General features: G+C 41.5%; 22 protein-coding genes. 9 read left to right on the forward strand and 13 right to left on the reverse strand.

Going from position 1 to position 26,169, the window contains the following annotated elements; all coding sequences use genetic code 11:
* Positions 1–64: 64 nt before the first annotated feature.
* The 3 genes from ABD873_RS02840 to ABD873_RS02850 form a co-directional block, all read right to left on the reverse strand.
* Positions 65–1,264: a pyridoxal phosphate-dependent aminotransferase gene (locus tag ABD873_RS02840; RefSeq protein ID WP_345064367.1), complete on the reverse strand. Its 1,200-nt coding sequence runs from the start codon at positions 1,262–1,264 to the stop codon at positions 65–67.
* Between the two features lie 97 nt (positions 1,265–1,361).
* Positions 1,362–1,739 (reverse strand): DUF1573 domain-containing protein, encoded by a 378-nt coding sequence (locus ABD873_RS02845; protein WP_039054502.1) that lies wholly within the window; start codon positions 1,737–1,739, stop codon positions 1,362–1,364.
* A gap of 130 nt (positions 1,740–1,869) precedes the next feature.
* Positions 1,870–2,835, reverse strand: a complete 966-nt coding sequence (locus ABD873_RS02850) for a KpsF/GutQ family sugar-phosphate isomerase (RefSeq protein WP_345064371.1) — start codon at positions 2,833–2,835, stop codon at positions 1,870–1,872.
* 97 nt (positions 2,836–2,932) lie between these two features.
* Between ABD873_RS02850 and recQ the strand changes: the two genes are divergently transcribed.
* The 5 genes from recQ (at position 2,933) to ABD873_RS02875 (ending at position 9,843) form a co-directional block, all read left to right on the forward strand.
* Positions 2,933–5,122, forward strand: a complete 2,190-nt coding sequence (gene recQ, locus ABD873_RS02855; RefSeq protein WP_345064374.1) for a DNA helicase RecQ — start codon at positions 2,933–2,935, stop codon at positions 5,120–5,122.
* A gap of 7 nt (positions 5,123–5,129) precedes the next feature.
* The gene (gene kdsA / locus ABD873_RS02860) at positions 5,130–5,945 is read left to right on the forward strand and encodes a 3-deoxy-8-phosphooctulonate synthase (protein WP_345064377.1); all 816 of its coding nucleotides are present in this window, start codon (positions 5,130–5,132) and stop codon (positions 5,943–5,945) included.
* 122 nt (positions 5,946–6,067) lie between these two features.
* Positions 6,068–7,552: an alanine/glycine:cation symporter family protein gene (locus ABD873_RS02865; protein ID WP_345064379.1), complete on the forward strand. Its 1,485-nt coding sequence runs from the start codon at positions 6,068–6,070 to the stop codon at positions 7,550–7,552.
* A gap of 21 nt (positions 7,553–7,573) precedes the next feature.
* The gene (locus ABD873_RS02870; protein ID WP_345064382.1) at positions 7,574–8,893 is read left to right on the forward strand and encodes a Na+/H+ antiporter NhaC family protein; all 1,320 of its coding nucleotides are present in this window, start codon (positions 7,574–7,576) and stop codon (positions 8,891–8,893) included.
* A 17-nt stretch (positions 8,894–8,910) separates the two neighbouring features.
* Positions 8,911–9,843, forward strand: coding sequence for a ketopantoate reductase family protein (locus tag ABD873_RS02875; protein WP_345064386.1), 933 nt, complete (start codon positions 8,911–8,913; stop codon positions 9,841–9,843).
* 85 nt (positions 9,844–9,928) lie between these two features.
* On the opposite strand, the gene purH is transcribed toward ABD873_RS02875, so the two are convergent.
* The 6 genes from purH to ABD873_RS02905 all read right to left on the reverse strand — a co-directional run bounded on the left by purH (position 9,929) and on the right by ABD873_RS02905 (position 16,309).
* A complete protein-coding gene (purH, locus tag ABD873_RS02880) occupies positions 9,929–11,455 on the reverse strand; it encodes a bifunctional phosphoribosylaminoimidazolecarboxamide formyltransferase/IMP cyclohydrolase (RefSeq protein WP_345064389.1) in 1,527 nt (508 codons plus the stop codon).
* A 115-nt stretch (positions 11,456–11,570) separates the two neighbouring features.
* A complete protein-coding gene (gene purN / locus ABD873_RS02885) occupies positions 11,571–12,149 on the reverse strand; it encodes a phosphoribosylglycinamide formyltransferase (RefSeq protein WP_039053215.1) in 579 nt (192 codons plus the stop codon).
* A gap of 65 nt (positions 12,150–12,214) precedes the next feature.
* On the reverse strand, positions 12,215–13,648 hold the full coding sequence (locus ABD873_RS02890) for a serine hydrolase domain-containing protein (RefSeq protein WP_345064393.1): 1,434 nt from the start codon (positions 13,646–13,648) through the stop codon (positions 12,215–12,217).
* A gap of 24 nt (positions 13,649–13,672) precedes the next feature.
* Positions 13,673–14,410 (reverse strand): LytR/AlgR family response regulator transcription factor, encoded by a 738-nt coding sequence (locus ABD873_RS02895; RefSeq protein ID WP_345064396.1) that lies wholly within the window; start codon positions 14,408–14,410, stop codon positions 13,673–13,675.
* Positions 14,403–15,449 carry a sensor histidine kinase gene (locus ABD873_RS02900; protein ID WP_345064399.1) on the reverse strand — a complete coding sequence of 349 codons (1,047 nt, stop codon included), beginning with the start codon at positions 15,447–15,449 and terminating at the stop codon, positions 14,403–14,405. The genes ABD873_RS02895 and ABD873_RS02900 overlap by 8 nt, the downstream gene beginning before the upstream one ends.
* Positions 15,450–15,454: 5 nt before the next feature.
* Complete coding sequence (locus ABD873_RS02905) at positions 15,455–16,309, reverse strand: LiaF transmembrane domain-containing protein (protein ID WP_345064402.1); 855 nt, start codon at positions 16,307–16,309, stop codon at positions 15,455–15,457.
* A gap of 249 nt (positions 16,310–16,558) precedes the next feature.
* Here ABD873_RS02905 and ABD873_RS02910 point away from each other — a divergent pair, with 249 nt between their 5' ends.
* Both ABD873_RS02910 and ABD873_RS02915 read left to right on the forward strand, forming a co-directional pair.
* On the forward strand, positions 16,559–16,903 hold the full coding sequence (locus ABD873_RS02910) for a DUF3276 family protein (RefSeq protein ID WP_345064405.1): 345 nt from the start codon (positions 16,559–16,561) through the stop codon (positions 16,901–16,903).
* Positions 16,904–17,036: 133 nt separating this feature from the next.
* Complete coding sequence (locus tag ABD873_RS02915; RefSeq protein WP_345064409.1) at positions 17,037–19,187, forward strand: S9 family peptidase; 2,151 nt, start codon at positions 17,037–17,039, stop codon at positions 19,185–19,187.
* Positions 19,188–19,252: 65 nt separating this feature from the next.
* Here ABD873_RS02915 and ABD873_RS02920 read toward each other — a convergent pair whose 3' ends face one another.
* The gene (locus tag ABD873_RS02920) at positions 19,253–20,443 is read right to left on the reverse strand and encodes a multidrug effflux MFS transporter (protein ID WP_345064412.1); all 1,191 of its coding nucleotides are present in this window, start codon (positions 20,441–20,443) and stop codon (positions 19,253–19,255) included.
* A 57-nt stretch (positions 20,444–20,500) separates the two neighbouring features.
* Complete coding sequence (gene lgt, locus ABD873_RS02925; RefSeq protein WP_345064415.1) at positions 20,501–21,334, reverse strand: prolipoprotein diacylglyceryl transferase; 834 nt, start codon at positions 21,332–21,334, stop codon at positions 20,501–20,503.
* 251 nt (positions 21,335–21,585) lie between these two features.
* Here lgt and ABD873_RS02930 point away from each other — a divergent pair, with 251 nt between their 5' ends.
* Together ABD873_RS02930 and ABD873_RS02935 are read left to right on the forward strand one after the other, a co-directional pair.
* Positions 21,586–22,701, forward strand: a complete 1,116-nt coding sequence (locus ABD873_RS02930) for a M42 family metallopeptidase (RefSeq protein WP_039053839.1) — start codon at positions 21,586–21,588, stop codon at positions 22,699–22,701.
* Between the two features lie 20 nt (positions 22,702–22,721).
* Positions 22,722–23,063 carry a DUF3467 domain-containing protein gene (locus ABD873_RS02935; protein ID WP_345064420.1) on the forward strand — a complete coding sequence of 114 codons (342 nt, stop codon included), beginning with the start codon at positions 22,722–22,724 and terminating at the stop codon, positions 23,061–23,063.
* Positions 23,064–23,121: 58 nt separating this feature from the next.
* On the opposite strand, the gene ABD873_RS02940 is transcribed toward ABD873_RS02935, so the two are convergent.
* Both ABD873_RS02940 and ABD873_RS02945 read right to left on the reverse strand, forming a co-directional pair.
* Positions 23,122–24,096 carry a DUF4973 domain-containing protein gene (locus tag ABD873_RS02940; protein ID WP_345064424.1) on the reverse strand — a complete coding sequence of 325 codons (975 nt, stop codon included), beginning with the start codon at positions 24,094–24,096 and terminating at the stop codon, positions 23,122–23,124.
* Between the two features lie 16 nt (positions 24,097–24,112).
* On the reverse strand, positions 24,113–26,161 hold the full coding sequence (locus ABD873_RS02945; RefSeq protein WP_345064427.1) for a RagB/SusD family nutrient uptake outer membrane protein: 2,049 nt from the start codon (positions 26,159–26,161) through the stop codon (positions 24,113–24,115).
* Positions 26,162–26,169 lie beyond the last annotated feature (8 nt).

Genomic DNA, 26,169 nt, shown 5'->3' on the forward strand with positions numbered 1-26,169 from the left:
AAAAGAGGTTTATACAATTTTTACGTATAAGCCTCTTTTTATTAGAATATTTTGACTTTTGATTTTATAATGTTCTGCCCGGATAAGCGGCCAAACCTTTTTCTAAGCATACCAATGCTTTTTTAAGGTCTTCCTGCTTCAAGACATAAGCAAGGCGTACTTCATTTTGTCCTGCTCCTGGTGTGCTATAAAATCCTGTTGCAGGGGCCATCATTACTGTTTCGTTTTCGTAAGAGAACCTCTCTAACATCCATTGACAGAATTTGTCTGCGTTGTCAATAGGCAATTTGGCTACCACATAGAAGGCACCTCCTGGATTAGGGCAGTAAACGCCTTCGATGGCGTTAAGACCTTGGACAAGCGTGTCACGTCTTGCTGTATATTCTTTGGATACCGCTTCGAAATAGGAATCAGGAGTGTCAATAGCAGCTTCCGATGCTATCTGCCCTTCAAGAGATGGAGAGAGACGGGCTTGAGCGAACTTCAGCGCTGTAAGATAAAGTTCTTTGTTTTTGGTGATAAGACAGCCTATACGTGCACCACAAGCAGAGTATCTTTTCGATACGGTGTCAAATACTACCACATGGTCTTCCAAGCCTTCCAAGTGCATTGGAGAGACGAACTCGCGGCCATCATAGCAAAATTCACGGTAAGCTTCATCGGAGAATAAGTACAGGTCATATTTCAGACACAGCCCTTTCAGTGCTTCTAGCTCCTCACGCGAGTAAAGGTATCCTGTAGGGTTATTAGGATTACAGATAGCGATAGCTTTGGTCTTTTCGGTGATCAGCTTTTCAAATTCTGCGATAGGAGGTAAGGCGAAGCCGTTGTCGATGTAGGACATGATAGGTTTTACGACTACATCTGCCGAGCAGGCAAAGCCATTGTAGTTGGCGTAGAAAGGCTCTGGGATGATCACTTCTTCTCCCGGGTTAAGACAAGCCTGCATGGCTATGGTGATAGCCTCCGAACCTCCGTTGGTCACCAAAATATCTGTAGGTTGTATGTTATAGTTTAATTTGTTATAGTATTGCGCCAACTTCTGACGATAAGAAGCGGTACCTTCCGAAGGAGTATAAGCCCATACTTTGAAGTCTATATTTTTCAAAGCGTTAAGCATTACTTCAGGAGTCTCGATGTCAGGTTGACCGATATTTAGATGATATATTTTTTTCCCTTCTTTTTTAGCTTGGTCAGCAAAAGGAGTAAGTTTACGAATAGGTGAAGCAGGCATGTTAATGCCTTTCTGAGAAATCTTTGGCATAGTATTCAATATTATTTTCTGGCTACAAATATAGGTTAAAAAATAGCCGTATCAAATCATTTTGATACGGCTATCATAAATTTTATAGTCGTTAATATTATTCTACATTACCTTTGATGGTAAGGGTCTTAACCGGGGTTTTGGTGTTGGACTTCACCACGAAAGACTTGGTGAAAGGTCCTTTCGCCGCTGCATTGTAAGTAACTTTTATTTTACCCGATTCTCCCGGTTTTACCGGCGATTTGGAATAGTCTGCTACCGAACAGCCACAGGAAGGGGCTACCTCCGAAATGATAATAGGAGCTTTTCCTACGTTGGTGAACACAAACTCATGGGATGCAGGCTTGTTGAATGGAATGGTGCCAAAATCATGTGACTCGCTTTCGAACTTAAATTCTCCCATCTGCAATAAAGTCATGGAAGTGAGGGCGATAAACGAAATGATGGTGGCAGCAGTATATACTAATTTTTTCATAGTTCTTCCTTTGTAAAAGATGTTTCTGTTTGACTACTTTTTGCAATTATATTGCCAAAGTTACGTCTAAAAATAGCAAACAATTTAAAAACCACAATAATTTTACATTGAATATATTCATATTCCAATATTAAATTATGCCTTCCTTCAAGAGATCTTGTAGGTGTACGATTCCGACGTATTCTCCTTGGTCAAGGACGATCAGCTGCGAGATGCTGTTTTCTTTCATTTTGTGGAAAGCGTTGATAGCCAGTTCATCCTGTTCGATGTTCTTTGGGTTTTGGGACATGATGTCTTTGGCAGACAATATGGAGGTGTCCTGATGGTTTTCCAGCATACGGCGTATATCTCCATCGGTAATGATTCCTACTATCTGGTTATTGTCGGTCACTACGGTAGCACCCAGCCTAAATTTGGTAATGGAGATGATGACATCGCGTATAGAGGCGTTGCTAGGCACTTCCGGCTTGCCATTGATTGATAGTACGTCTTTAACTTTCAGGTAAAGCTGCTTGCCTAATGCCCCTCCGGGATGATATTTGGCGAAGTCGCGGTCTGTAAAGTGGCGAAGAGTCTGGAGACATACGGCTAGTGCATCACCCATGGCCAGCTGTGCTGTAGTGCTCGTAGTAGGAGCTAGATTGTTAGGGCAGGCTTCACGTTCTACTGTGGTGTCCAAGATAAAGTCAGCTTGTTGCGCCAAGAAGGAATTTAGATTTCCTACGATGGCGACAAGCTTGTTTTTTGTTTGCTTGAGGAATGGAATCAGCACCTTTATTTCCGGAGTGTTTCCGCTTTTGGAGATGACGATAATCAGGTCATCTTCTTGGATGATCCCCAAATCCCCATGAATGGCATCGGCGGCATGCATGAAAATTGCTGGCGTTCCGGTAGAATTTAAGGTAGCTACAATCTTCTGGGCTATGATGGCGCTTTTTCCTATTCCTGAAACAATAACACGACCTTTCAGATTTAATATGGTGTTGACAACTTCAGCGAAATCGTCTGTAATTCTTTTCGTCATGTCTTCTAGTGCTTTAGCTTCCAAGAGCAGCACATCTATGGCCTCTTTTTTAATTTCTGAATTGTTTTTCACGGAAAATCTCCTTATTTTTATTCTTATTTTTAGACAAAAATAGAGTATTTAATTTTTAGAGGAGCAATAGTCTACTTATATTTTTGTAACTGCGCTGATGGAAATAGAAAAATCTTTGTACGACAACCTTCAAGAGTTCTTCGGATTTGACACATTTAAGGGAGACCAAGAAGCCATTATTACCAACATACTAAACAAAAAAGATACTTTCGTCATCATGCCTACCGGAGGAGGCAAATCCATTTGCTATCAGTTACCTGCTTTGATGAGTGAGGGGACAGCGATAGTGATATCGCCTCTTATCGCTTTGATGAAAAATCAGGTGGACCAGCTAAGGGCTTTTGGAGGAAGGGAAAGCATAGCACATTTTCTAAACTCTTCCCTTACCAAGGGAGAGATCACCAAAGTGAAGGCCGATGTGTCGTCCGGAAAGACTAAGTTGCTCTATGTGGCGCCGGAGTCGCTGACCAAGGAAGACAATGTGGCATTTTTGCAGACGGTAAATATTTCCTTTGTCGCGGTGGACGAGGCCCACTGTATTTCGGAGTGGGGGCATGACTTCAGGCCTGAATACCGTAAGATACGTACTATCATCAATGAGGTGGGAGACAATATTCCTATCATCGCACTGACGGCTACAGCAACCCCTAAGGTGCAGTCCGACATACGTAAAAACCTGCAGATGACGGACGCTACACTGTTCAAGTCTTCCTTCAACCGCTCCAACCTCTACTACGAGGTAAGACCTAAGAAAAACGTTGTCAAAGAGATTGTAAAGTTTATCAAAAATAATCCCGGAAAGACGGGAATCATCTACTGCCTAAGCCGTAAAAAAGTAGAAGAAATAGCAGAGATTCTCAACATAAATGGTATCAAAGCTTTACCATATCATGCCGGCCTGGATGCCAAAACCCGTGCGGAAACGCAAGACAAATTCTTGATGGAAGATGTCCAAGTGATAGTGGCAACCATAGCCTTCGGTATGGGAATAGACAAGCCGGATGTGCGTTATGTCATCCACCACGATATCCCAAAATCGATGGAAGGCTATTATCAGGAAACAGGACGTGCAGGACGCGACGGTGGAGAAGGGCATTGTCTCGCTTTCTATTCGAAGAAAGATGTGGATAAGCTACTCAAATTTATGAAAGACAAGCCGGTGTCGGAAAGAGAGATTGGAACACAAATCCTTAAAGAGGTGGTGGACTACTCTGAATCCTCCGTGTGTCGTCGTAAACAGATTCTACATTATTTCGGAGAAAAATTCGATGAGACAGGATGTAACAACATGTGTGACAACTGTCGCTCTTCCAAAACCTATTTCGATGCGCAGGAAGATCTTATCAAACTTCTAACTTTTATTAAGGAAGAGGGAGATAAATTTGATGACCAGCATATCATGAATGTGTTTATGGGCCAGAATAACCAACCGATTTCAGCCTATAAGCACGATGAACATAAATTCTTCGGTTCAGGAAAGGATAAAGGATATAACTATTGGAATTCGCTGATTCTCCAAGCCGAACTGTCGGACTTCGTGAAGAAAGATATAGATCATTACGGTCTTTTGATGCTTACCGATGAGGGGCGCAAGTATCTCGAGAATCCTTACAATATCAAGTATATCTTGAACAGAGAGATGGAGGCAGGTGATGAGGAGGATGGCGATGAACCATCACAAGGTAGTGGTACCTTGGATGTTAACCTGCTGAAGATGCTGAAAGATTTGCGCAAAAAGGTGGCCAAGCAGAAATCTTTACCACCATTTGTCATTTTCCAAGACCCTTCCTTGGACGAGATGTGTATCCACTATCCGATTACCATGGAAGAGCTCAAACGTATTCACGGCGTAGGTGCAGGCAAAGCGTTGAAGTTTGGTGCTCCTTTCCTTGAGCTTATCAAAAAGTATGTGGAAGAGAACAACATCGAGAGAGCGCAGGACTTCGTAGTAAAAGGCACGGCCAATAAATCAGCCTTGAAAGTGAGCATTATCCAAAATATTGACCGCAAGATCGCGCTAGATGACATCGCTCATGCGAAGGGCATAAGCTACGAAGAGTTGTTGAAAGAAGTTGAATCTATCGTCAATTCCGGAACGAAGCTTAACATCAATTATTTTATTGATGAGATGATTGATAAGGTCCGTCAAGATGAGGTATATGATTATTTCCGTGAGGCGGAGGACGACTCCATCGATAAGGCTCTGCAGGAACTGGGTGAAGAAGATTATACCTATGAAGATATTCAATTGATGCGTATTAAATTTATTTCAGAGTTTGGAAACTAATAAACAGATGATAAACACATATTTGCCGAACATTAAAAACGGAAATTCGGATCAGTTTTTTCTCATGGCTGGTCCTTGTGCGATTGAAGGTGAGGAGATTGCATTACGTATAGCGGAGAAGATAGTAACAATTACCGATAAGCTTAATATACCTTATATTTTCAAGGGTTCGTATCGTAAAGCCAACCGTTCACGAGTAGATTCTTTTACTGGAATTGGTGATGAGAAAGCTCTTAAAATCCTTGAGAAGGTGGGCAAAGAGTTCGGTATTCCTACGGTAACCGATATTCACGAAAGCCACGAGGCCGCTATGGCTGCTGCCTATGTGGATGTGTTGCAAATACCTGCTTTCCTATGCCGTCAGACAGAGCTTCTCGTAGCGGCAGCCCGTACAGGTAAGGTGGTGAATATCAAGAAGGGGCAGTTCCTTTCTGCGGACTCTATGAAATTTGCAGTAGAAAAAGTTAAAGATTCCGGCAACGATAAGGTTATTCTCACAGACCGAGGAAATAGCTTTGGCTATCAGGATTTGATTGTGGATTTCAGAGGAATCCCTACTATGCGTTCATTTGGTGTGCCTACAGTGATGGACTGTACACACTCCTTACAGCAGCCTAATCAATCTTCAGGGGTGACAGGAGGTAAGCCAGAACTCATCGAAACGATTGCCAAGGCGGCGATAGCGGTGGGAGCAGACGGACTCTTTATAGAGACACATCCTGATCCTGCAAATGCCAAGTCTGACGGAGCAAACATGCTTCACTTGGATTTATTGGAAGGATTGCTAACGAAATTGACAAAGTTGCGTCAGGCAATATTGTAAAAATTATGCATACGAAAGACTCCAAATGAAAATTAGGAGTCTTTTCTTTTTAAGAATTTATTACTTTAGCTAGTAAATTAATAACCTTTTTATTAACGTAAATTATAAAGCATTAAAGAATAATGGAGCAAGCTATATCGACGATTTCCGGTTACGTATGGAGTGATTTTTTTATTTATTTCTGTCTTAGTGTGGGACTTTACTTTTCTATCAGAACCGGATTTCTACAGATTAGATATATAAAAGACATGGTGAAATTGTTATTCACCAAAAATGAATCCAATCAAGGAATATCTTCCTTTCAGGCCTTTGCACTGGCCATTTCGGGACGTGTAGGTACCGGAAATATCGTAGGTGTAGCGACAGCGATTTATATGGGAGGTCCTGGATCGGTGTTTTGGATGTGGGCTATTGCTTTCTTGGGGGCGTCCTCAGCATTTATAGAATCTGCCTTAGCGCAAGTTTATAAACAAAAAGAGGGCGATATCTTCCGGGGAGGTCCGGCCTACTATATAGAGAAAGGACTTGGCGTGAAGTGGTATGCTTTGCTTTTTGCGCTTATTACTGTTATTAGTACAGGATTTCTGCTTCCGGGGGTTCAGAGTAATGCGATCAACGGCACCATTTCCAATGCTTTTAACTATTCTAATCAGGTAATTTCCCTAGGGGGGACGGATATGACCGTAAGCTGGGTAGGGCTTATCGTCATTATCTTGTTAGGGGTCATCATCATAGGAGGGGTGAAGAGGTTAGCGCAAGCCTCGGAGCTGATAGTCCCTTTTATGGCTGGAGCGTACATTCTGATGGCATTGATTATCATTGTTTTGAATTTTAATCATATTCCCGACGTATTCAAGTTGATATTCTCTTCGGCATTTAGTTTGGATGCCACTTTTGGAGGTATCATTGGTACGGCGATATCGTGGGGAGTGAAGCGAGGTATTTATTCTAACGAGGCGGGACAAGGTACAGGACCGCATGCTGCTGCGGCGGCACATGTGAAGCACCCCGCTCAACAGGGATTGGTGCAAGCCTTCTCGGTATATGTAGATACGCTGTTTGTTTGTTCGGCAACAGCTTTTATGATCTTGTTTAGTGATCAATATAATGTGTTGGGAGGTGTAAGTGAAACGGGAGAAGTGACATATATTGCGAAGCATATTTCCACAGATATAGGTGCCGACGGCTTTACGCAGGCTGCTGTATCATCCTATTTTCCGTCATTTGGAAATCAGTTTGTCGCTATAGCTTTATTCTTTTTTGCTTTTACGACTATCATGGCATATTACTATTTTGCTGAAACCAACATAGCTTATATTTTTAAAGGCAAGAACTATAAGCCGATGATTTGGGTTTTACGTATTGTGTTCCTTTTCTCGGTATATTTCGGTACTATCAAGACTGCAAAGCAGGCTTGGGATTTGGGAGATATAGGAGTAGGTCTTATGGCCTGGGTGAATATCATTGCTATCCTACTGTTGAGTAGAGTAGGTCTGAAGGTATGGAAAGACTATGAAAGGCAGCGTAAGCAAGGAATTGAATCGCCAACATTTCATCCTAAAGAGCTAAATATTAAAAATGCAGACTTCTGGGAAGAAGAAAAATAATTGTTAGAGAAAAATCGTAATATGACACAGCAAGACCGTACCGGACATTTTTGGGCTTTACTGCCATTGTTTGTTTTTGTTATCTTATACTTCTGTGGTTCTCTTTATTTGGGTGATTTTTATGCTCTTCCGGTATTGGTAGTGTTTGTTATTGCGCTCTTCGTGGCTTTTCTTCAGTATCCAAAGAAAAGTTTTGAGGAGAAGCTAAAAAGTTTTGCAAAAGGGTCGGGAGACGAAAATATCTTGGTCATGATTTTGATATTTTTGCTTGCTGGCGCTTTCAGTGAGCTTTCAAAGTCTATTGGAGCTTTGGAGTCTACAGTAAATTTTGCCATGACGTATGTCTCTCCTAGGTTTATTGTTTCCGGTATATTTTTAATTTCCTGCTTTGTTTCTATTTCTTTGGGTACGTCCGTAGGTACTATCGTTGCTCTCTCACCTTTGGCTGTAGGCTTTGAAACCTATATTCCTGGCATTGCTGCTTTAACATTGGCTGCGGTGGTGGGAGGAGCTATGTTTGGGGATAACTTATCCTTTATTTCGGACACCACAATAGCCGCTACAAGAACGCAGAAGGTGGAGATGCATGAGAAATTTAGAGCTAATTTCAGGATTGTATTTCCAGTAGCGTTAGTAGTCTTTATCCTATACTATTTTCAAGGGGCGGCATTTGTGCAGGAAGCTCAGAATATAGATGTCAAAGATTATCAGTTGATTTACCTTATCCCTTACACGTTGGTTTTCCTTCTGGCTTTTATGGGATTAAGTGTTATCTGGACTTTGGGAATAGGCATTTTAGCCGGCTTAATTATAGGTTGGTCTACAGGTGCTATAGATCTGTTGGGCAGCATTCAAAGCATAAACAGTGGCTTTGCGGGCATGTTTGAATTAAGTATACTTTGTCTTGTTATCGGTGGTGTCGTAGGTATCATCAAGTATAATGGAGGTATTGATTTTCTATTAAATTCTGTTTTAAAAAATATAAATTCCAAAAAGGGTGCGGAGCTGGGCATAGCAGTGCTTACGGCGGTTGTCAACTGTGCTTTAGCCAACAATACGATTACTATTGTCATTGTAGGACCTCTTGCTAAAGAAATATCGGATAAATACCAACTGCAGGGGAAACGGGTGGCCAGCATCATGGATACCGTATCGTGCTTTGTACAAGGGGTAATACCTTATGGCGCCCAGATATTGGCTGCATTGGCAGCCTCTGCCATGGTGTTGGGCTCAGCAGGAAAGACAGCACTATCACCTCTTGATATAATAAGCAATCTATACTATCCTTTTTTAACAGGGGTAGCTACCCTTGCGTTTATACTTTTCAGCAAGCGTAAGTAGTGTAATTTATTTAAGTGATGAGGAGAGAAATTCAACATGTATATGTGTTGGGCTTAGGCGCTATTGGAGCCAAATACGCTTCCATGATTTATGATGTGGATCCTGCATGTATTCACATCATTGTGGATGAGGAGCGTAAAGAGAGATACCAGCGTGAGGGCATTTTTGTCAACGACCGTCCCTATGCTTTTGATTATGTTACCGAACCTAACAAAGATTATCCGGCAGATCTGATTATCTTGGGGGTGAAGTCGTTGGATCTAGAGCTAGCTATTGAGAGACTAAGACCGTTTGTTCAGGAGGATACCGTCATAATTTCCTTATTGAATGGTATCGGAACAGCTGCTAAGATTAATCACCAGCTGGGAAAAGATGTAGCCTTACCTAGTGTAGTGTATATGGATGCTGTCAAAGTGCAGAATAGGGTAAGCTATGGTCATCGAGGAAAGGTAGTATTCGGTGAGACGAGAAATACATCTCTGTCGGATAGGGTGAAGGCTGTTTGCTCCTTCTTTGATAAGATGCATATAGACTATGTTGTACCGGAGGATATGTTGCTGGCTTTATGGCAAAAGTTTCTTATTAATGTAGTGGGTAATCAGCTGACCTTCATGGTGCATACCGGATATGAAGGATTGCAGGATAATCCATATATGCTGTTTCTGGTACAGCAAGTAGGAGAAGAGGTTATTCGTGTCGCCAACGCGCAAGGCATAGCCCTCTCGCAAGCGGATATTGATAATATGATTGCAACGATGCGCAAGATAAATCCGAAGGCCAAGACGTCTATGGTGCAGGATAGAGAACAGGGACGTAAATCAGAGGTTGAGATATTTGCAGGAGAAATTATTCGCCAAGGACAGAAGCTGGGCATACCTACCCCTTATAATGTGATGATGTATAATCTTATCAAGGCCTATGAATGGGAGAGGGATGAAAGGAAAAAATAATATATAGTTTAATTTCAATATAAAAGCCTTGTAACCAATGTTACAAGGCTTTTATGTTATTAAAGAATAGATTTTCTCTTTTCTTTTAATGTTTGAAGTGACGTACACCTGTCATCACCATAGCCATACCTTTTTCGTTGGCCATGTCTATAGACAATTGGTCTTTGATGGAGCCTCCTGGCTGCAATACAGCTGCAATGCCGTTATCTCCTGCTATTTCCACACAATCAGGGAATGGGAAGAAAGCATCGGATGCCATTACGGCACCGTTCAAGTCAAATCCGAAGGATTTGGCTTTTTCTATGGCTTGCTTTAAGGCATCCACACGTGAGGTTTGACCTACACCTGAGGCTAACAAAGTACCGTCTTTTGCTAATACTATGGTGTTAGATTTTGTATGCTTTACAATTTTATTGGCGAAGAAAAGGTCTTGCAGCTGTGTTGCTGTAGGTTCGACTTTTGTTACAGCTTTCATTTGTTCAGGACCTTCTATCGTATTGTCCTTATCTTGAAGGATTACACCGTTCAACAATGTTTTGAACTGTTGTGTAGGTAGTTTAACTTCTTTGCGGCGAAGGATGATTCTGTTTTTCTTTTCCGTAAGGATAGTCAAAGCTTCTTCCGAATAAGAAGGAGCGATCAACACTTCGAAGAACAACTTATTAATCTCTGCTGCCGTTTCTCCGTCCACTTCACCATTGGTGATCAATACACCACCGAAAGCAGATACAGGGTCACATGCCAGCGCATCGATCCAAGCTTGTTTTATGGTGCTGCGTGAAGCTACCCCGCAAGCGTTAGTGTGTTTCAAGATAGCGAAGGTAGGCTCTTCAAATTCGTCGATGATGGCTACTGCAGCATCCACATCTACCAAATTGTTGTATGAAAGTTCTTTACCGTTAAGTTTGTCAAACATAGCATCCAAGTCGCCGAAGAACACACCTTTCTGATGAGGGTTCTCTCCATAGCGTAATACCTGTGCTTTTTGTTCTGACTGTTTAAACACTTGGATAGGATCTTCTTGGTTGAAATAGTTGAAGATAGCCGTATCGTAGTGTGATGATATGTTAAAAGCACGTTTTGCGAAGGCACGACGTTGTTCCAACGTTGTCATACCGTCTTGTGCTGCTAAGATTTGTTCAATTTCAGTATAATCATTTTTCGAAGCGATGATTACTACGTCGTTGAAGTTTTTGGCAGCCGCACGAATCAATGAAATACCGCCGATGTCTATTTTTTCAATGATATCTTGTTCAGAAGCTCCGGAAGCTACCGTCTCTTCGAAAGGATAAAGATCTACGATGACCAAGTCGATTTCCGGAATGTTGTATTTTTCCAGTTGCTTTTTGTCATCTTCCAACGGACGGCGAGACAGGATACCTCCGAAAACGTTAGGGTGTAATGTTTTAACACGACCTCCCAAGATGGATGGATACCCGGTCAAATCTTCCACACGTTGAACGTCGAAGCCTAAGTCGCGGATAAAAGCTTCCGTACCGCCTGTAGAGTAGAAAGTTACTCCGAACTTATTTAATAATTGAATGAGAGGAGCTAAGTTGTCTTTATAGTAGACAGAAATTAGCGCATTTTTGATCTTAACAGGATGATTCATTGTCTATTGTTTGGAGCTGCAAAGGTAAAAATTATACTGTGGATTTCATAGGGTGGAAAGCTATTATTTGCAGCTTTCCAAACAAAAAGGAGCATCAAAGAGATGCTCCTTTTAATTAGTGGTTGTATTTCTTTAGAAGGTTTTCTATCACTTTAGGATAATGTTGATGTTCCAGCTGTTGGCCTTTGAATTTTATCTGTTCGAGTGTGTCTCCCGGCTCGATTTTAAATTTGGCTTGATAGATGATTTCCCCTTCGTCGAAGTTTTCATTTACGAAATGGATAGTTATGCCATGTTCTTCTTCGCCTGCTGCCATCACAGCTTTATGTACGTGATCCCCATACATGCCTTTACCTCCGAATTTAGGTAAAAGAGCAGGATGTATGTTGATGATTTTGTTAGGAAATGCTGTCAACAGGTTTTGAGGAACAAGCCACAAGAAGCCTGCAAGCACCACCAAATCTATATTCAATCGTTTCAACAGCTCTACCACAGAATCGGTATAATAAAACTCATGTCTATCGAATATATGGGTAGGAATTTCAAAATTGTCGGCTCTTTGCAGTACGTAAGCTTCCGGATTGTTGCTTAGCACTATGGCGACTTCAGCGTCGGACGAATATTTGAAGTGCTCCATGATCTTTTGAGCATTGGAGCCAGAACCCGAAGCGAAAATAGCAATGCGTTTCTTCACGTTGTTATTTTATTTTTTCTCAAATATAAGAATTTAACAGTTTAAATGCATTATAGCTGGTCGCTTTATTTCGAAACGGCAATTTTCTCCAATATTTTACTGCTTATCTCATCTACGGATATGGCGCTGTTGGACAAGACCACTATTGCCGATTTTTTGTCGGGCACAATCCCTAAGAAGGATGAGCTACCTCCTGTACCTCCGTTGTGCCAGTATTGCACGACATCCTCAAGCATATTCATATGCCAGCCCAAACCTATATCCGTGTTTGGTGGGAGGTAGAAGGTAAACTCCCGAGTTAGCATCATAGCTTTCTCAAGGGTAGTTTCCGGCAACTTAAACTGAAATTGTGCAAAGCGTAGCAGGTCATGAACGGATGATTTTAAACTTCCCGCACCTGCAAGAGCAAGGAAGTCCCAAGCAGGCACCTGTCTGCCTTCTGCATTATGGGGTTTGGCCAGTACTTGGTTTTTAGGATTGATCTTTTCTACCGTGTTGTGCATACCTAACGGTTCGGTGATGAGGTCTTTGATATTTTGTGCAAAAGACTTGTTGGTAATTATAGAGATTAGTTCTCCTAGGAGGCCGAAACCTAAGTTGCTGTATTCGTAATTTTCCCCCGGTTCATTTTGACCGTTGAAATCTTTCAAAAAGTGGAAAAGGTCCTTGCGTGTGTAGTTAGCGTATGGATTAGCTGCTGAAAATTTGGCTACCTTATCCAGATTTGACGGAAGGCGAGGAAGACCCGAGGTATGGTTGGCCAGCTGTTTGAACGTAATCTTACGGATAAAGGGATTTGTTTTCACCGAATCCGGAAGAAACTTAGCTATGGAATCTTCCAATGATAGGGAGCCTTCTTCTACCAGATGAGCAAGAAGTACGGAGGTGAAAAGCTTGGTCAATGACCCTACCTCATAAAGGGTATGTTCATTCGGAATAGAGAGCTTCTCTGCTGGGTCGAGCTGCCCGTAGAAGAAAGTGTTGACCTGACCGTTGTTCAGTACGCCTATGGCCAACGATTGCGTACTCGGATGAGTAAGGTATGCCCTAGCAATAGAATCTATAAATTCATCTAGGCTATTCTGCTTATTGACTTTGGCCTGTATAGGCGTGATGCGCGGGTCGACAATGTGATTAGGTTTTACCAGAAAATAGTTGAATTTCTTGGTAGAGTCTACCGCAAGATGGATGGAAAATTTTTGATCTCCAATAAGAACATTATAACCTGCGGTATTGTTTGAAAATGTAGCCGGTGTGACGCCGGACATTTTTCCGTAAGTGTAAAGATTTGATAAGAAGTTTATAAAACTTTGTCTTTCAATATTTTGCTTAAAGCTTTCTGAAGCTAAATTGTAGATGGAATCCGGTTGATTAATATTGAAAAAATATTCAATTTGATTGAATACTGCACGATTAAGCTTTTCGGCAGGAGATTGGGCATGTAAGTTCTTGAGCGATAGAAAAGTACATACAAGTAGCACTAATATTCTGTGATTCATACTGCAAAATTAACAAACAATTGGCTATAAGCCAATTGTTTGTTTTAATCTAGCATATCCGGACTTGCTGATGCTGACCTTTTCTCCGTTCAGCAAAATAGCTTTGTAGCTGTCCTTTTCCATTGGCTCGATCTTGGAAAGCTGGTCGACCTTGATGATATATGAACGGTGCACGCGGACGAACTGCTTAGGGTCCAATTGTTTTTCGAAAGATGACATAGTTTTGTTTTTCAGATACATACCGTCTTTGGTGTGAATCTTTACATAATCATCATAAGCTTCTAAGAAGATGATCTGCTGTACGGGAATCAGCTTTATCTGCGTGCCGTTTTTAACGACTATGCGTTCTAATGTTTCTTCTTCCAAGTCCTGCTTTAGGGCGTTGATGCTTTCCTGTTTTTGTTGTGTGTTATATAACGAATAGAACTTCTGGATAGCTTGGTTGAATCGGTCTTCGGATATAGGTTTCAATAGGTAGTCTACCGCGTTTTTTTCGAAGGCTTTCAGGGCATACTCTTCAAAGGCGGTGGTGAAGATGATATGCGGAAGTTCGTCGATAATTTCCAGCATTTCGAAACCTGTCAGCTTTGGCATTTGGATATCCAAGAATACCAAATCCGGTTTAAACTGCTGGATGGCTTTGGCACCTTCGAAGCCGTCGCCACATTCGGCTACCACTTCAATGCCCTCCTGCTTTTGTAAGTATTCGTGTATGATCATACGAGCGAGGGGCTCATCGTCTATTATTATTGCTTTAATCATGTTGCGGAATTTTTATTTGGGCTGTGAATTGATTTTCTGTTTTATGTATGTGTAATAAGTCGGTTCGGCTATATATCAAAAATAATCTACGTTGAATACTTGACAAGCCGAAGCCTGTACCTTTCTTGTTGTAAAATTGATCCGTATCGTAAGGATTTGTTATTTCGATATGAAGGAGGTTGTTTTCCAGCCATATCCGTGTGTTTATTTCTACATTTCCTACGATATTGTAAAGTCCATGTTTAATGGCGTTTTCCATAAGTGGCTGAATGATCATCGCTGGAACTTTGGTCTGCAAAACCTCTTCGTCGTATTCAAAGTTCGTTTTCAATCGATGGCCGAAACGTACTTTTTCAATCTCCAGATAAAGCTCTAGATGTTTGATTTCATCCGCTAGTGGAATAAGCTGCTTATCGTCCTTGCGCATAGTTCCGCGTAGGAAGTCCGACAGCTGGAATGTCATCTTCTTGGCCAGCTCGGGCTTAGCGCCGATAAGGGCAATGATAGAGTTGAGACTGTTGAATAGAAAGTGAGGTTGCAGCTGCTGTCGTAGGTTGTACAACTCTGCATCCCGTACCAACCTTTCTATTTCCAGCTTTCTTCTATCATTTTCAATAGCTTCCTCCTGAACGTTCCAAAAAATATTTATGATTAATATACAAGAAATTACCAAAAAGTTGATAATAAACTTGTAAGGAATACGCTGATAGTAATGAGCTAGTGAAGGCCTGTCAAAAAACTGATGAAGAATAAATAAGGTTATTCCTAAACTGATGATGGTCAGAGCCAGGCAGAAAAGTATGCTCTTGAAAAACTGCCTCTTCGAAGGATTGTAGTACTTCATCGAGCTGAAGATGAGATAACAACAGAGGCTCATCGTCAAGGAGCTGGCCAACGGCTCTATGCAGGATACATGCATAGGACGGAATTCCCACCACAACAAAAAATAGGATACCAAAAAGTACAAAACGAAAATAATCCCCACGCTGAGGAGGATTAATGCGCTTTTGGACTGAATCTTGATCTGTGGAAATGACATGGCGCTTAGCTATTTTTAATCGTTACCGTACCGAAAATGGAGGTTCCTGTCAAATACACTTTTTTCGATTCATCGTAAGGATGGCTTATCATCACCCTTCTATCATCTACATCTCCCATTACCGAAGATACCGAAGAGGTTACCATCCAATGTGGAGGAACGATAATTTTAATGCTTCCGAAGAGCTGGAAAGTATCTATTACCACAGGTTGCTGGATGTCGGCTTGTAATAGGTTGATAACCGAGCTGCCAAAGATATTGGTAATAGTTCCGCCCAAAAAGTTTTTTGATAAAACGATTTTGTTGGCATTGCCGAAGATAGAATCCACTTTCAGATAATTTTCTGCGTATTGGAATTGTTGATGCGTGTGGAACTTCTGTTCACTTTTTGGTTCTGACGTCTCAGAGGATATATCTTCATTTAGGTCAGTCACACGTCTGTCCCAGTCAAACTCATCCGCAGGTGATGTAGGGTCCGGCGTAGGTACTTCTGGAATCACCGGGGCCTTACGGTTGCGGTTGATAATATAAATACCTATGACTATGGCGAAAGCAGGGAACAATATCTCGAAAGGATTGAATCCTCCAAAAATTTTCCGTATGAGCAATACCCCACCTACAAGAAGCAAAATAATAGCACTTTTTTTCTGGAACTTGGAGTTCACACCAATGACAAGACCTATGATGATCAGTATCATCGGAAAGCTGAATAACCAGTTAGGGAATAAAAATCCCAAGTCCAGATTTCGAAGTAATAGAAACACACCAAACAGAATGATGATAGTTCCTACCGTAGTCGACGATTTATTGCTGCTAGGTGGGATCGGTGTTTCTTGTCTTTTATTTGTTTTCTTTTCCATCACTAAAAATTTTATACCTCAAAATTAAGACGTTAAAGCATCAACAATATATTGAATTAGGCGTTTACAATAGCTTTTTCGGTAAATGGGCCTATTTTGTCGGTGAAAATTTACGCCTTAAATATGGGATAAAATTCCATGTTTATAAAAAATAATTATTTTTCACAAAAAATTTGGTTCTTTCGTAAGATATATTATATATTTATGACATTAAAATATAGGATTTAAACTTAAATACTTACAAGACTAATGGGAGATTTTGAAAACAAAGAACGTGAAGAAGTATTTTCAAAGAAGGTGAGAGCTGGAAAACGTACTTATTTTTTTGATGTAAAGGCTACCAGATCGAATGATTATTATGTGACTATTACAGAGAGCAAAAAGCGATTTGAAGATGGTCAATTCATAAAGCATAAAATTTTCTTGTATAAGGAAGATTTTGAGAAATTCGCCGAAGGCTTGTCTGAAGTAGTAGATTACATAAAAGCTCATCAAGAAGTTGTAGAGAAAAGATACGAACCAAATCAAGAGGATGCTGCAGCCTACGAAGACACTACCGATGAGTTGGCAGCAAAAGACAATTTCTCATTCTAATTAACAATTAGACACTGAAGATATAGAGCCACTACAGATAGTGGCTTTTTTGGTTTTAAAGTTGTTACAAATTGTACTTTTTTAACCTATAGATAATCCGTTATTTTACATCGATTATAACCAATTTTTGACTATGTTGAAGAAATATATCCAACTTACTTTTGTTGGTTTTCTGTTGGTCAGCTCGTCTGTGTATGCACAGCGAAGAATGACATTTGATGAAGCTTGGGGCAGAAAACCTACACTAACACAGCCTATCAGCCACTATCAGGGGTGGGCTGATGAGGAACATTATTTAGAGTACGTACGTTCGGAAAACCGCACGTATAAAGTGAATGTAAAAACGGGACATCGTGAAGTATATGTGCCGGCAGAATCCAAGCAGACAGAAGTTGCTGTCAAGGATAATGATATTGTTATCCGTTTTGCTGACGGTTCCGTGCGCCAACTTACCAATAGTCCGGATGTGGAAGAAAAGAATCCAACATTATCTCCGGACGGTAAATATGTGGCATTCACCAGAAACAACAACCTGTTTACCGTAAGTGTAGAAAATCCGACGGAGGTACAGTACACTTTCGACGGTACTGATGTTATCTACAACGGGTGGTCCTCATGGGTATACTATGAGGAAATCTTAGGACGACCTACCAAGTACAAAGCATTCTGGTGGTCCCCGGATAGCAAGCAGCTAGCCTTCATGCGTTTCGATGACACCAATGTGCCTATGTTCCCTATCTACGTTTCCAAAGGACAAAACGGTTATGTGGAAGAGACACGCTATCCTAAAGCAGGTCAACCTAATCCGGAGGTGAAAGTAGGATTTGTAAAGGTAGGACAACAAGGTGTGGTATGGGCAGACTTTAACGAGAAAGATGATCAATATTTTGGTCAGCCATACTGGAGTTACGATAGTAAGTCTATTATGGTTCAGTGGATGAATCGCGACCAAAATAATCTTAAATTTTATACCGTGGATCCTCTTACCGGTTCCAAAAAAGAAATATACGATGAGAAGCAGCCTACATGGATCAATTTGGATCATGATGAGCGTATAACCTATCTGGCAGATAATAAGCACTACATCTTGAAATCCGACAAGACAGGATGGGCACATTATTATCTGTATACGTTGGACGGTAAATTGTTGAACCCTATAACCAGCGGAGAATGGCAGGTAGTATCTATTCAGTATATTGATGAAAAGAATAAGGTGCTTTATTTTACTGCCCGTAAGGAGAACTCCGCACGAATAGATCTTTACCGTGTAGATTATAGCGGCAAAAACCTGAAAAGGTTGACTTTTGGGGATTATTCACATCAGGTTAGTGTAGCACCGGGAGGTAAATACTTTATCACGAATTATTCTAACGTAAGTACGCCAAATAAAGTAGCTTTGGTAGATAATAAAGGAAAAATCCTTAAAGAACTAGCTGATTCTAAATCGCCTAACTTCAATGCGTTTAAGTATGGCAAAACGGAGTATATCACTGTAAAGTCAGATGATGGAAAATTTGATTTGCCGGTGATTATCACTTATCCGGTGGATTTTGATGAAAATAAATCTTATCCTGTGATAATGTACATCTACGGAGGTCCTGATGCCGGCACCGTGATGGACACATGGAAGCCAACGACGGCAAGCCCTTATGGCGGCATGTCACAATATTGGGCAAATGAAGGTATCATCCAAGTGCAGTGTGATCACCGTGCCTCAGGACATTTCGGAAAGCAGGGGGTAGCGTTGATGCACCGTAATCTTGGACATTGGGAGCTTATAGACTACATCACCATCGCTAAGTGGTTGAAGGCGAAACCATGGGTGAAGAAGGATAAGCTTCTAATCACCGGACACAGCTACGGCGGATATATGACTTGTCTGGCATTAACCAAAGGCTCTGATTATTTTGATTATGGAATCGCCGGAGCACCAGTAACAAGCTGGGAACTATACGATACGCATTATACTGAGAGATGGATGGATACTCCACAGGACAATCCCGAAGGCTATAAAAATGGTTCTATCCTGACCTATGTGGATAAATATAAAGGTGGCCTTCGTATCTTACATGGCGATATGGATGACAACGTTCACATGCAGAATACTATACAATTGGTAGATGCATTGACCAATAGGGATAAACCTTTTGAGTTGATGATTTATCCGGGAAGCCGCCATGGATGGACCAGCAACAAATTAAAATACGATTTCAAAGAGAGAGTGCGATTCTATTATCAGAATCTACTTGAAAAACCTGTTCCACAAGATTTCGACAGATGGTAACAGTTGTATATAAATAAGAAAGGTCGTGCAAACCATGCACGACCTTTCTTATTTATGATTCAGGCTTAAATGCTCTCGCTATAGAAGGTTTTGCGTATGAGATGGAAAGCTAACGATAGTGCTGCAGCTATGCACATAACATACAGCATAGGCTGAGCTGATTGGTTATGCAGAAGACTTACGGCAGCAGAGCTGATGGCACCCAATCCCATCTGTAAGAAGCCTAGGAGTGCGGAAGCACTGCCGGCATTGGTCTTAAAAGGAAACATGGCCATCGCCGATGCATTAGGAAAGATGAATCCTTGGCAAAACAGATAGCAGAAGGCAAGACCTAGGATGCTCTGCAGGTTGACCATGTTAAGCCACAGGGTGGCCACCATCAGCATGCCTACACCTACCTGACAGATGTTGGCAATCATACAAATGCTTTGCATAGACCATCTTTTAAGTACCAATCTGTTAAGCTGTGTGGATAGGATAAGGGCTGAGGCTACGAAAGCAAAGGCCAAGCCATATTCTTTTTGTGTGAGTCCACAAATTTCCTGCAGTACATACGAAGAGCCTGCAAGGTAGGCGTATAGACCTGAAGAAGCAAAGGAAGCAATGAGACAGTAAAGCAGAAAAGTACTGTTCGTAAATACCTCAAAATATTTTGATATGATGGATCGCGGCGCAAGAGATAATGTACGGTTCCCTTGAAAACTTTCAGGAAGAAAAAAAATAGAACTCAACAGGATGATAAGACCTATAATGAATAAGACTATAAAAATATAGTGCCAGTCGAATTGTTCTAACAAGAATGCTCCTACCGATGGAGCCAATATAGGGGATATGGCGATGATGAGCATGAGTAAGCTGAAAACGCGTGCCGCTTCTTTACCGGCATAATAATCTTGCACCATAGCCCGTGAGGCAACCATGCCGGCACAGCTACCTAATGCTTGAATAAAGCGGATGAGGATAAGGCTCTCCACATTACGTGTCATCACACACAACAGCGAAGCAGCAGCATAAATCGTAAGTCCTACCAGCAAAGGTTTCTTACGTCCGTATTTGTCCAACAGTGGACCGTAAATCATCTGTCCCACGGCAATGCCAATGAAGAAAGAGGTGAGGGAGAGCTGCACCTTTTCGATGTCTGTGCCAAACCCTTTGGCAATGGTGTCAAAGGCCGGCAGATACATGTCAATGGAAAAAGGGCCTACGGCAGATAATAATCCTAGGATCAGCAGAATAAGTCTTTTATTTGTCTTCATAATATCATTGAAAAAAAAGAGCCTCTTAATAGTTTAAGAGGCTATATTAAAGGGTCTTTATTTTTTCAGTTGTTGTTGGACTGGTCTAAAAATAAGATATAGCCCTGCAAGGATAAATGGCAGGCTCAACAGCTGCCCCATATTGATTAACATGCCGCTTTCGAATTCTTCTTGGTTCTCTTTGTAAAACTCTACAATAAAGCGGATGCTGAAAAGGCATACCAAAAATATGCCGAAAAGAAGCCCTGGCTTTGGCGTCGTACTCTTCTTGTAAAATAGCCACAAAAAGATAAATAGAATGGTGTATCCTACCGCTTCATAGAGTTGGCCAGGATGTCTTACCACATTGTCCACCTTGGTAAATATCACACCCCAAGGATATATGGTTTCCATCGGCTTACCAATAATCTCCGAATTGAAAAAGTTACCGATACGGACGAATGCTCCCGCAATAGGCACTACCAAAATCAGGCGGTCTGTAATCCACATAAAGTCGGTTTTAGTCTTCTTCGCGTAAAGATACAGCGCTAGCAAAATTCCTATTGCAGCACCATGGGACGCCAATCCTTGATATCCGGTAAACTGCCACTCGTTATTTACCTTGCGAAGCGGAAGGAGCATCTCCAATGGATGTTGTATATAATAGTCGAATTCGTAAAAGAGACAATGTCCCAGACGAGCTCCAAGAATTGTTCCGAGGAAGATATACATGGTGAGCTTGTCCAGCTCTTCCTGAGATTTGTTTTCTTTCTTAAAAACTTGCTGCATCAGCACGTAAGAAACCACGAAAGCTAGCAGCCAGCACATCGAATAATATCTTATGCCAAAAGAGCCTATATTGAAAATCGTCTCGGCCCCTGACCACTCAATCAGATTATATATAAAACCCATACTTAATTTTTTAGACTTGTAAAGATAAAATTAAAATTCGTTTTAGGATACAGTTGTAAGAGAAACCCAACTTTTTTTGCGGGGAAGTTTGTTAGAAATTGCAGATAACAGAAGATTTGATCACCAAGGCAGAGATACGCCGCGGTTTTTACAATTATTCTAGCATCTTATTTCTCATCATTGGAAAATCGAAATCATTAATTTTTTGGAATAGAATAATTATTTTTTATTTTGTACGGAAACAAAAGAGTATGACAAAGAAGAAGAGCAAAGAGGTACAGCATCAGGCTGTAGTGACGAAAGAGTCATTAAAATTCTTAGAAAGATATATTAATAATCCGTCGCCAACAGGTTTTGAGTGGGAGGGGCAGCGCCTATGGTTGGATTATCTGAAACCCTATGTCGATGATACCTATATTGATAATTATGGGACTGCTGTAGGGATTATCAATCCTGAAGCTAAATATAAAGTAGTTATAGAAGCTCATGCCGATGAGATTTCATGGTTTGTAAACTATATTACCAAAGACGGACTTATCTATGTCATCCGCAATGGTGGTTCGGACCATCAGATAGCACCTTCAAAACGTGTCAACATCCATACCGAAAAGGGACCTGTCAAGGCAGTATTTGGATGGCCTGCAATTCACACCCGTTCTGGTGAGAAGGAAGAGGCGCCATCGCTAAAAAATATCTTTTTGGACTGTGGCTGTACCTCAAAAGAAGAGGTAGAGGAGTTGGGTATTCATGTAGGGTCTGTCGTGACGTACGAAGATGAGTTTATGGTGCTTAACGACCGCTATTATGTGGGAAGAGCCTTAGACAATCGTGTCGGGGGATTTATGATTGCCGAGGTGGCTCGTCTGCTGAAAGAGAATAGTAAAAAGTTGCCTTTCGGACTATATATTGTGAATTCCGTACAGGAGGAGATAGGTTTGAGAGGAGCGGAGATGATAGCTAACTATATAAAACCTAATGTGGCTATCGTCACGGATGTTACGCACGATACCCAGACGCCAATGATCAATAAGGTTACGCAAGGGGATCTGGCCTGTGGGAAAGGACCAGTACTGTCGTATGCTCCAGCTGTTCAGATCAACCTGAATAAGATGCTAATCGATGTAGCTAAGAAAAATGAAATTCCTTTCCAACGTCAAGCCTCCTCGCGTTATACCGGTACGGACACGGATGCCTTTGCCTATTCCAACGGAGGAGTGCCTTCAGCCTTGATTTCTTTGCCTTTGCGTTATATGCATACTACGGTAGAGATGGTGCATAAGGAAGATGTGGACAATGTTATTCGTTTGATATACGAGACATTACTGACAATAGAGGACGGACAAGATTTTAGAACATTTACGAAGTAATAATTTTAGAATAGAAAGATATGAGTGAGAAAAAACAAGAGGCTTTGCCAAATGAATTGAGCATTGAACTATCAGAGGAAGTAGCAGAAGGAGTTTACTCTAATTTGGCAATTATTACACACTCCAATACAGAGTTTGTGTTGGATTTCGTTCGCGTAATGCCGGGAATTCCTAAAGCTAAAGTAAAATCCAGAATTATATTGACTCCGGAGCATGCGGCGCGTCTGTTGGCGGCACTTCAAGACAACCTCAACCGCTTTGAGGCGCAACTGAAGGCTGCGGCATCAAACAACCCGAATGGCGAGCAGGTGTCTAAAGATGTTCCTTATCCTTTGGACCTACATCCAAAAGGAGAGGCTTAAGAAAAAGAAAAACCTATCCTTGCGGATAGGTTTTTTTCATGAAACACAACATCTACCATTACCATTCTATAGCCTGATCTTCATCCGGAATTTGGGTGTTCAGTTTTCTTTCCAAGATTAACGATCCCGAAACTTTATATAACAAATTCACGTTGGGTACCATGGTATAATCTACGAATTCGTAGTCTATATTGTTGATAGTTATATACCTATGCAAGAGGTAAGGACGGACGGCATCCATCTGTTCGGTTATTGTATAACTGGCATCTCTATTCACTTTGAAGTTGATGTTCGGGTTGTCAGAATAGAATGTGATGGATCCCGTAGGGGTAAAATTAGCATAGATTTTATATAGTCCACGATCTTTTCTTTCTTCGTCAATATTTCCGGCATAGAAGAAGATGGTGTTTTCATCTACTACATAGCTGCGTATTTCACTTTTTACTATAGGAGTTTGATTTTCATAGCCATCCATGGCTATTTTGAGCGCTGTACCACTATATGTGCCGGAGAAATCATTAAAAGGATTGATACGTAGAAGAGCCTTTTTATAATGTTTTCGCGGATGGGCGTTATAGCCCGGTCCTTCCTGTATGGTGAGAGGCAACACCCATTTTTCTACCATATCGATACCTTTAAGTGTAAAGTCTATATTGAGTAAGGCTATATTCTCTCCACTTTTTATATCAACCTTGGAAGGTAGGGAGTAGAAGTTTTTGTCTAGAATCTTGTAATAAAAGTCTGTTCGATTTTGAAAACGTTCGAAGTTTAATGTTTCGAGCGTGTCCATATCCAGACCTATATTTACGGAGATATTTTGATCGTTGGTGGTGCTTCCACTTACAATGAGTGGTAGCTGGAAGGTGGTTTTCTCATTGCCTCTATATCGTACGAAAATATTACTTACCCCTTCATTGTTGAGAGGTGCCTTAAAGGAAATATAGCGTTCATACTGTTCTTCTTTCCATTCATCATTACAAGCGGAAAGGAGCAGGGCATGGAGGATAAGCCATAGAATATATGTTTTTTTCATACTTTTCACTTTTGGATTAGTCGTTATATGTCCATCCAGGATTCTGGGTTAAATTTTTGTTTCTTTTCAACTCGGAATGTTTTATAGGCCAAAACCACATTTTGTCTGAGAAGGTGGTTTTCAAGGCCCATACGGCTACTGGTTGATGAAAGAGGTCACGTTGACTTTCGTTCATCAGCACATTGCAGCCGTAGATGGGTAGGGATTCTTCTTCGGGAGCATCCATCCATCTTCTGAGGTCATAGTAACGTTGTCCTTCACCCATGAGTTCAATAAATCTTTCTCGCTTGATAAGCTTTCTAAGTTCATCTTTATTGCTGTAAGCGGAAGCACTGTAGTCTGGTAATCCAGCGCGAATACGAACTGGCCGTATGCCGCGTTGCATTTCCGCGATATCTCGAGAGATAGTATAGTTTGTTCCTCGCCAGGAAGGGATAGTGTAGGATCCGTTCAGTTCGTTTAGTGCTTCGGCATACATGAGTAAGATGTCAGCATAACGTATTGCAGGCTCTGCCTTAGGTACTACCTTTGCATTATTGCCACCTTCGTATGTATCGTTGGGGTGGACGAATTTTTTCATGCCGATGCCTGTTCTTAGCCAATAAGCATTCGAAGAGTTGAAGCCGTTACCTTTGTCGTTATCGCGGTAATAAAATACCTGTTGGTTTCTATTTCTTTCCTGAGACTCATTCAATAGTTTCCACATACTGCCGTTAAATGCTACGGAAGCATAGAAACGAGGTTCTCTGTTGGCATATTGTAAGGATACTCCGGGAAGTAGAGGTCTATATCTTCCGGCTTCATAATCCTCTTGGGTGACGTAGCCTTTCACACGTTCGGAGCCATTGCCACGCCCTATCTCTTTATCTTTTCCGGGAACGTCGGTGCCGTCGTTCATATAGTAAGCATCTACAAGTTTTTGAGTCAGTCCATGAGTGTTCCATCCTGTTGCAGAGCGAGGTAGCTGGTGGATAACCATAGCATCCACGCCTTCACTAAGCTGGTTGTTACCGCGTGTGAATATAAGTTCAGGGTTTCCTGATGCCGGAAGTGTGCCGTCGAAGACTCTGGCATATGATTTCTCCGGATCTATGTTAGCCCATCCTTCCGGCCAGTTTTTGTCTGAAAAGTTGGGGTCATAGGGAGGGACGACGGTAGCATCTTCTCCTGTAGCCTGAAAAGCTACGGTATAAAGTCTATATATTCCCAGTTCTATAACGTCACGTGCTGCGGCTGCGGCACGCGCCCATTTTTCTTCATTATATTGACTGGAGAGAAGCCTATTACCTTGCTTATCCGTCAGCAGGGCAGCAAAGCCGGCGTTATTGCCATTGGCCAAAGGACTGGCGCCATAGAGTAAGGCTTTGGCGCGTACTGACAGCGCCGCCCCCACCGTAGGGCGTGCCGATCCGTCCTGTCCTCGCAGCATGCCTAACTCCTGCATTTCTTGAGCGGCAAGCAACATTTCGTTGGCGATAAAGTCTACACATTCGTCATAGGTATTTCTAGGGATTGCCAAGTCATCATAACTTTGTGTGTAATCAACTTCGGTGTCCGGAAGAATAGGAATGGGGCCGTACTTGCGAAGCAATAGCCAGTAGAGGTAGGCTCTAGCGAAGCGGGCCTGTCCGCGGTAGTCATTAATCTCCCGTTCTGACATTTCGGTGTTCAGATGTATATTGTGGATAAATGTAGAGGCATTCCGTATACCTCGATAACATTGAACCCAAGTCCCTTGTTTATCATTCTCGGTATAAAGTCCCATCTTAAACATGTTGTAAGACAACTCGTTTTTTGAAGGATCATAATCTTTGTCGCGGTCGCCGTAGAACATATCGTCGGCAAAACAATGTGGAGTATAGCCTTTACTTGCTACATCGGCATTTTCACCTTTGAATTCTTCGAAAATGTGCGCTAGCCACTGTTCCGAATATTCTTTGCTTTTAAAGACTTTTTCTATGGTAAGTCTGTCTTTGAAATACTGATCGGATTCCAAGTATTCTTTTTTGCATGAAGTTAACAAGGCTAGACTTACCAATATATAGGTTAGTTTATTTCTTTTCATAATCATCT

Origin of the sequence: Sphingobacterium thermophilum (genome assembly GCF_039541675.1) — a bacterium.
Taxonomy (GTDB): Bacteria; Bacteroidota; Bacteroidia; order Sphingobacteriales; family Sphingobacteriaceae; genus Sphingobacterium; species Sphingobacterium thermophilum.

Bases quoted from the DNA above. Each gene is read 5' to 3' on its own strand.
- ABD873_RS02840 (WP_345064367.1), bottom strand. From the start codon at position 1,264: ATGCCAAAGATTTCTCAGAAAGGCATTAACATGCCTGCTTCACCTATT.
- ABD873_RS02845 (WP_039054502.1), bottom strand. From the start codon at position 1,739: ATGAAAAAATTAGTATATACTGCTGCCACCATCATTTCGTTTATCGCC.
- recQ (WP_345064374.1), top strand. From the start codon at position 2,933: ATGGAAATAGAAAAATCTTTGTACGACAACCTTCAAGAGTTCTTCGGA.
- kdsA (WP_345064377.1), top strand. From the start codon at position 5,130: ATGATAAACACATATTTGCCGAACATTAAAAACGGAAATTCGGATCAG.
- ABD873_RS02865 (WP_345064379.1), top strand. From the start codon at position 6,068: ATGGAGCAAGCTATATCGACGATTTCCGGTTACGTATGGAGTGATTTT.
- ABD873_RS02870 (WP_345064382.1), top strand. From the start codon at position 7,574: ATGACACAGCAAGACCGTACCGGACATTTTTGGGCTTTACTGCCATTG.
- ABD873_RS02875 (WP_345064386.1), top strand. From the start codon at position 8,911: ATGAGGAGAGAAATTCAACATGTATATGTGTTGGGCTTAGGCGCTATT.
- purH (WP_345064389.1), bottom strand. From the start codon at position 11,455: ATGAATCATCCTGTTAAGATCAAAAATGCGCTAATTTCTGTCTACTAT.
- ABD873_RS02890 (WP_345064393.1), bottom strand. From the start codon at position 13,648: ATGAATCACAGAATATTAGTGCTACTTGTATGTACTTTTCTATCGCTC.
- ABD873_RS02895 (WP_345064396.1), bottom strand. From the start codon at position 14,410: ATGATTAAAGCAATAATAATAGACGATGAGCCCCTCGCTCGTATGATC.
- ABD873_RS02900 (WP_345064399.1), bottom strand. From the start codon at position 15,449: ATGTCATTTCCACAGATCAAGATTCAGTCCAAAAGCGCATTAATCCTC.
- ABD873_RS02905 (WP_345064402.1), bottom strand. From the start codon at position 16,309: ATGGAAAAGAAAACAAATAAAAGACAAGAAACACCGATCCCACCTAGC.
- ABD873_RS02910 (WP_345064405.1), top strand. From the start codon at position 16,559: ATGGGAGATTTTGAAAACAAAGAACGTGAAGAAGTATTTTCAAAGAAG.
- ABD873_RS02915 (WP_345064409.1), top strand. From the start codon at position 17,037: ATGTTGAAGAAATATATCCAACTTACTTTTGTTGGTTTTCTGTTGGTC.
- ABD873_RS02920 (WP_345064412.1), bottom strand. From the start codon at position 20,443: ATGAAGACAAATAAAAGACTTATTCTGCTGATCCTAGGATTATTATCT.
- lgt (WP_345064415.1), bottom strand. From the start codon at position 21,334: ATGGGTTTTATATATAATCTGATTGAGTGGTCAGGGGCCGAGACGATT.
- ABD873_RS02930 (WP_039053839.1), top strand. From the start codon at position 21,586: ATGACAAAGAAGAAGAGCAAAGAGGTACAGCATCAGGCTGTAGTGACG.
- ABD873_RS02935 (WP_345064420.1), top strand. From the start codon at position 22,722: ATGAGTGAGAAAAAACAAGAGGCTTTGCCAAATGAATTGAGCATTGAA.
- ABD873_RS02940 (WP_345064424.1), bottom strand. From the start codon at position 24,096: ATGAAAAAAACATATATTCTATGGCTTATCCTCCATGCCCTGCTCCTT.
- ABD873_RS02945 (WP_345064427.1), bottom strand. From the start codon at position 26,161: ATGAAAAGAAATAAACTAACCTATATATTGGTAAGTCTAGCCTTGTTA.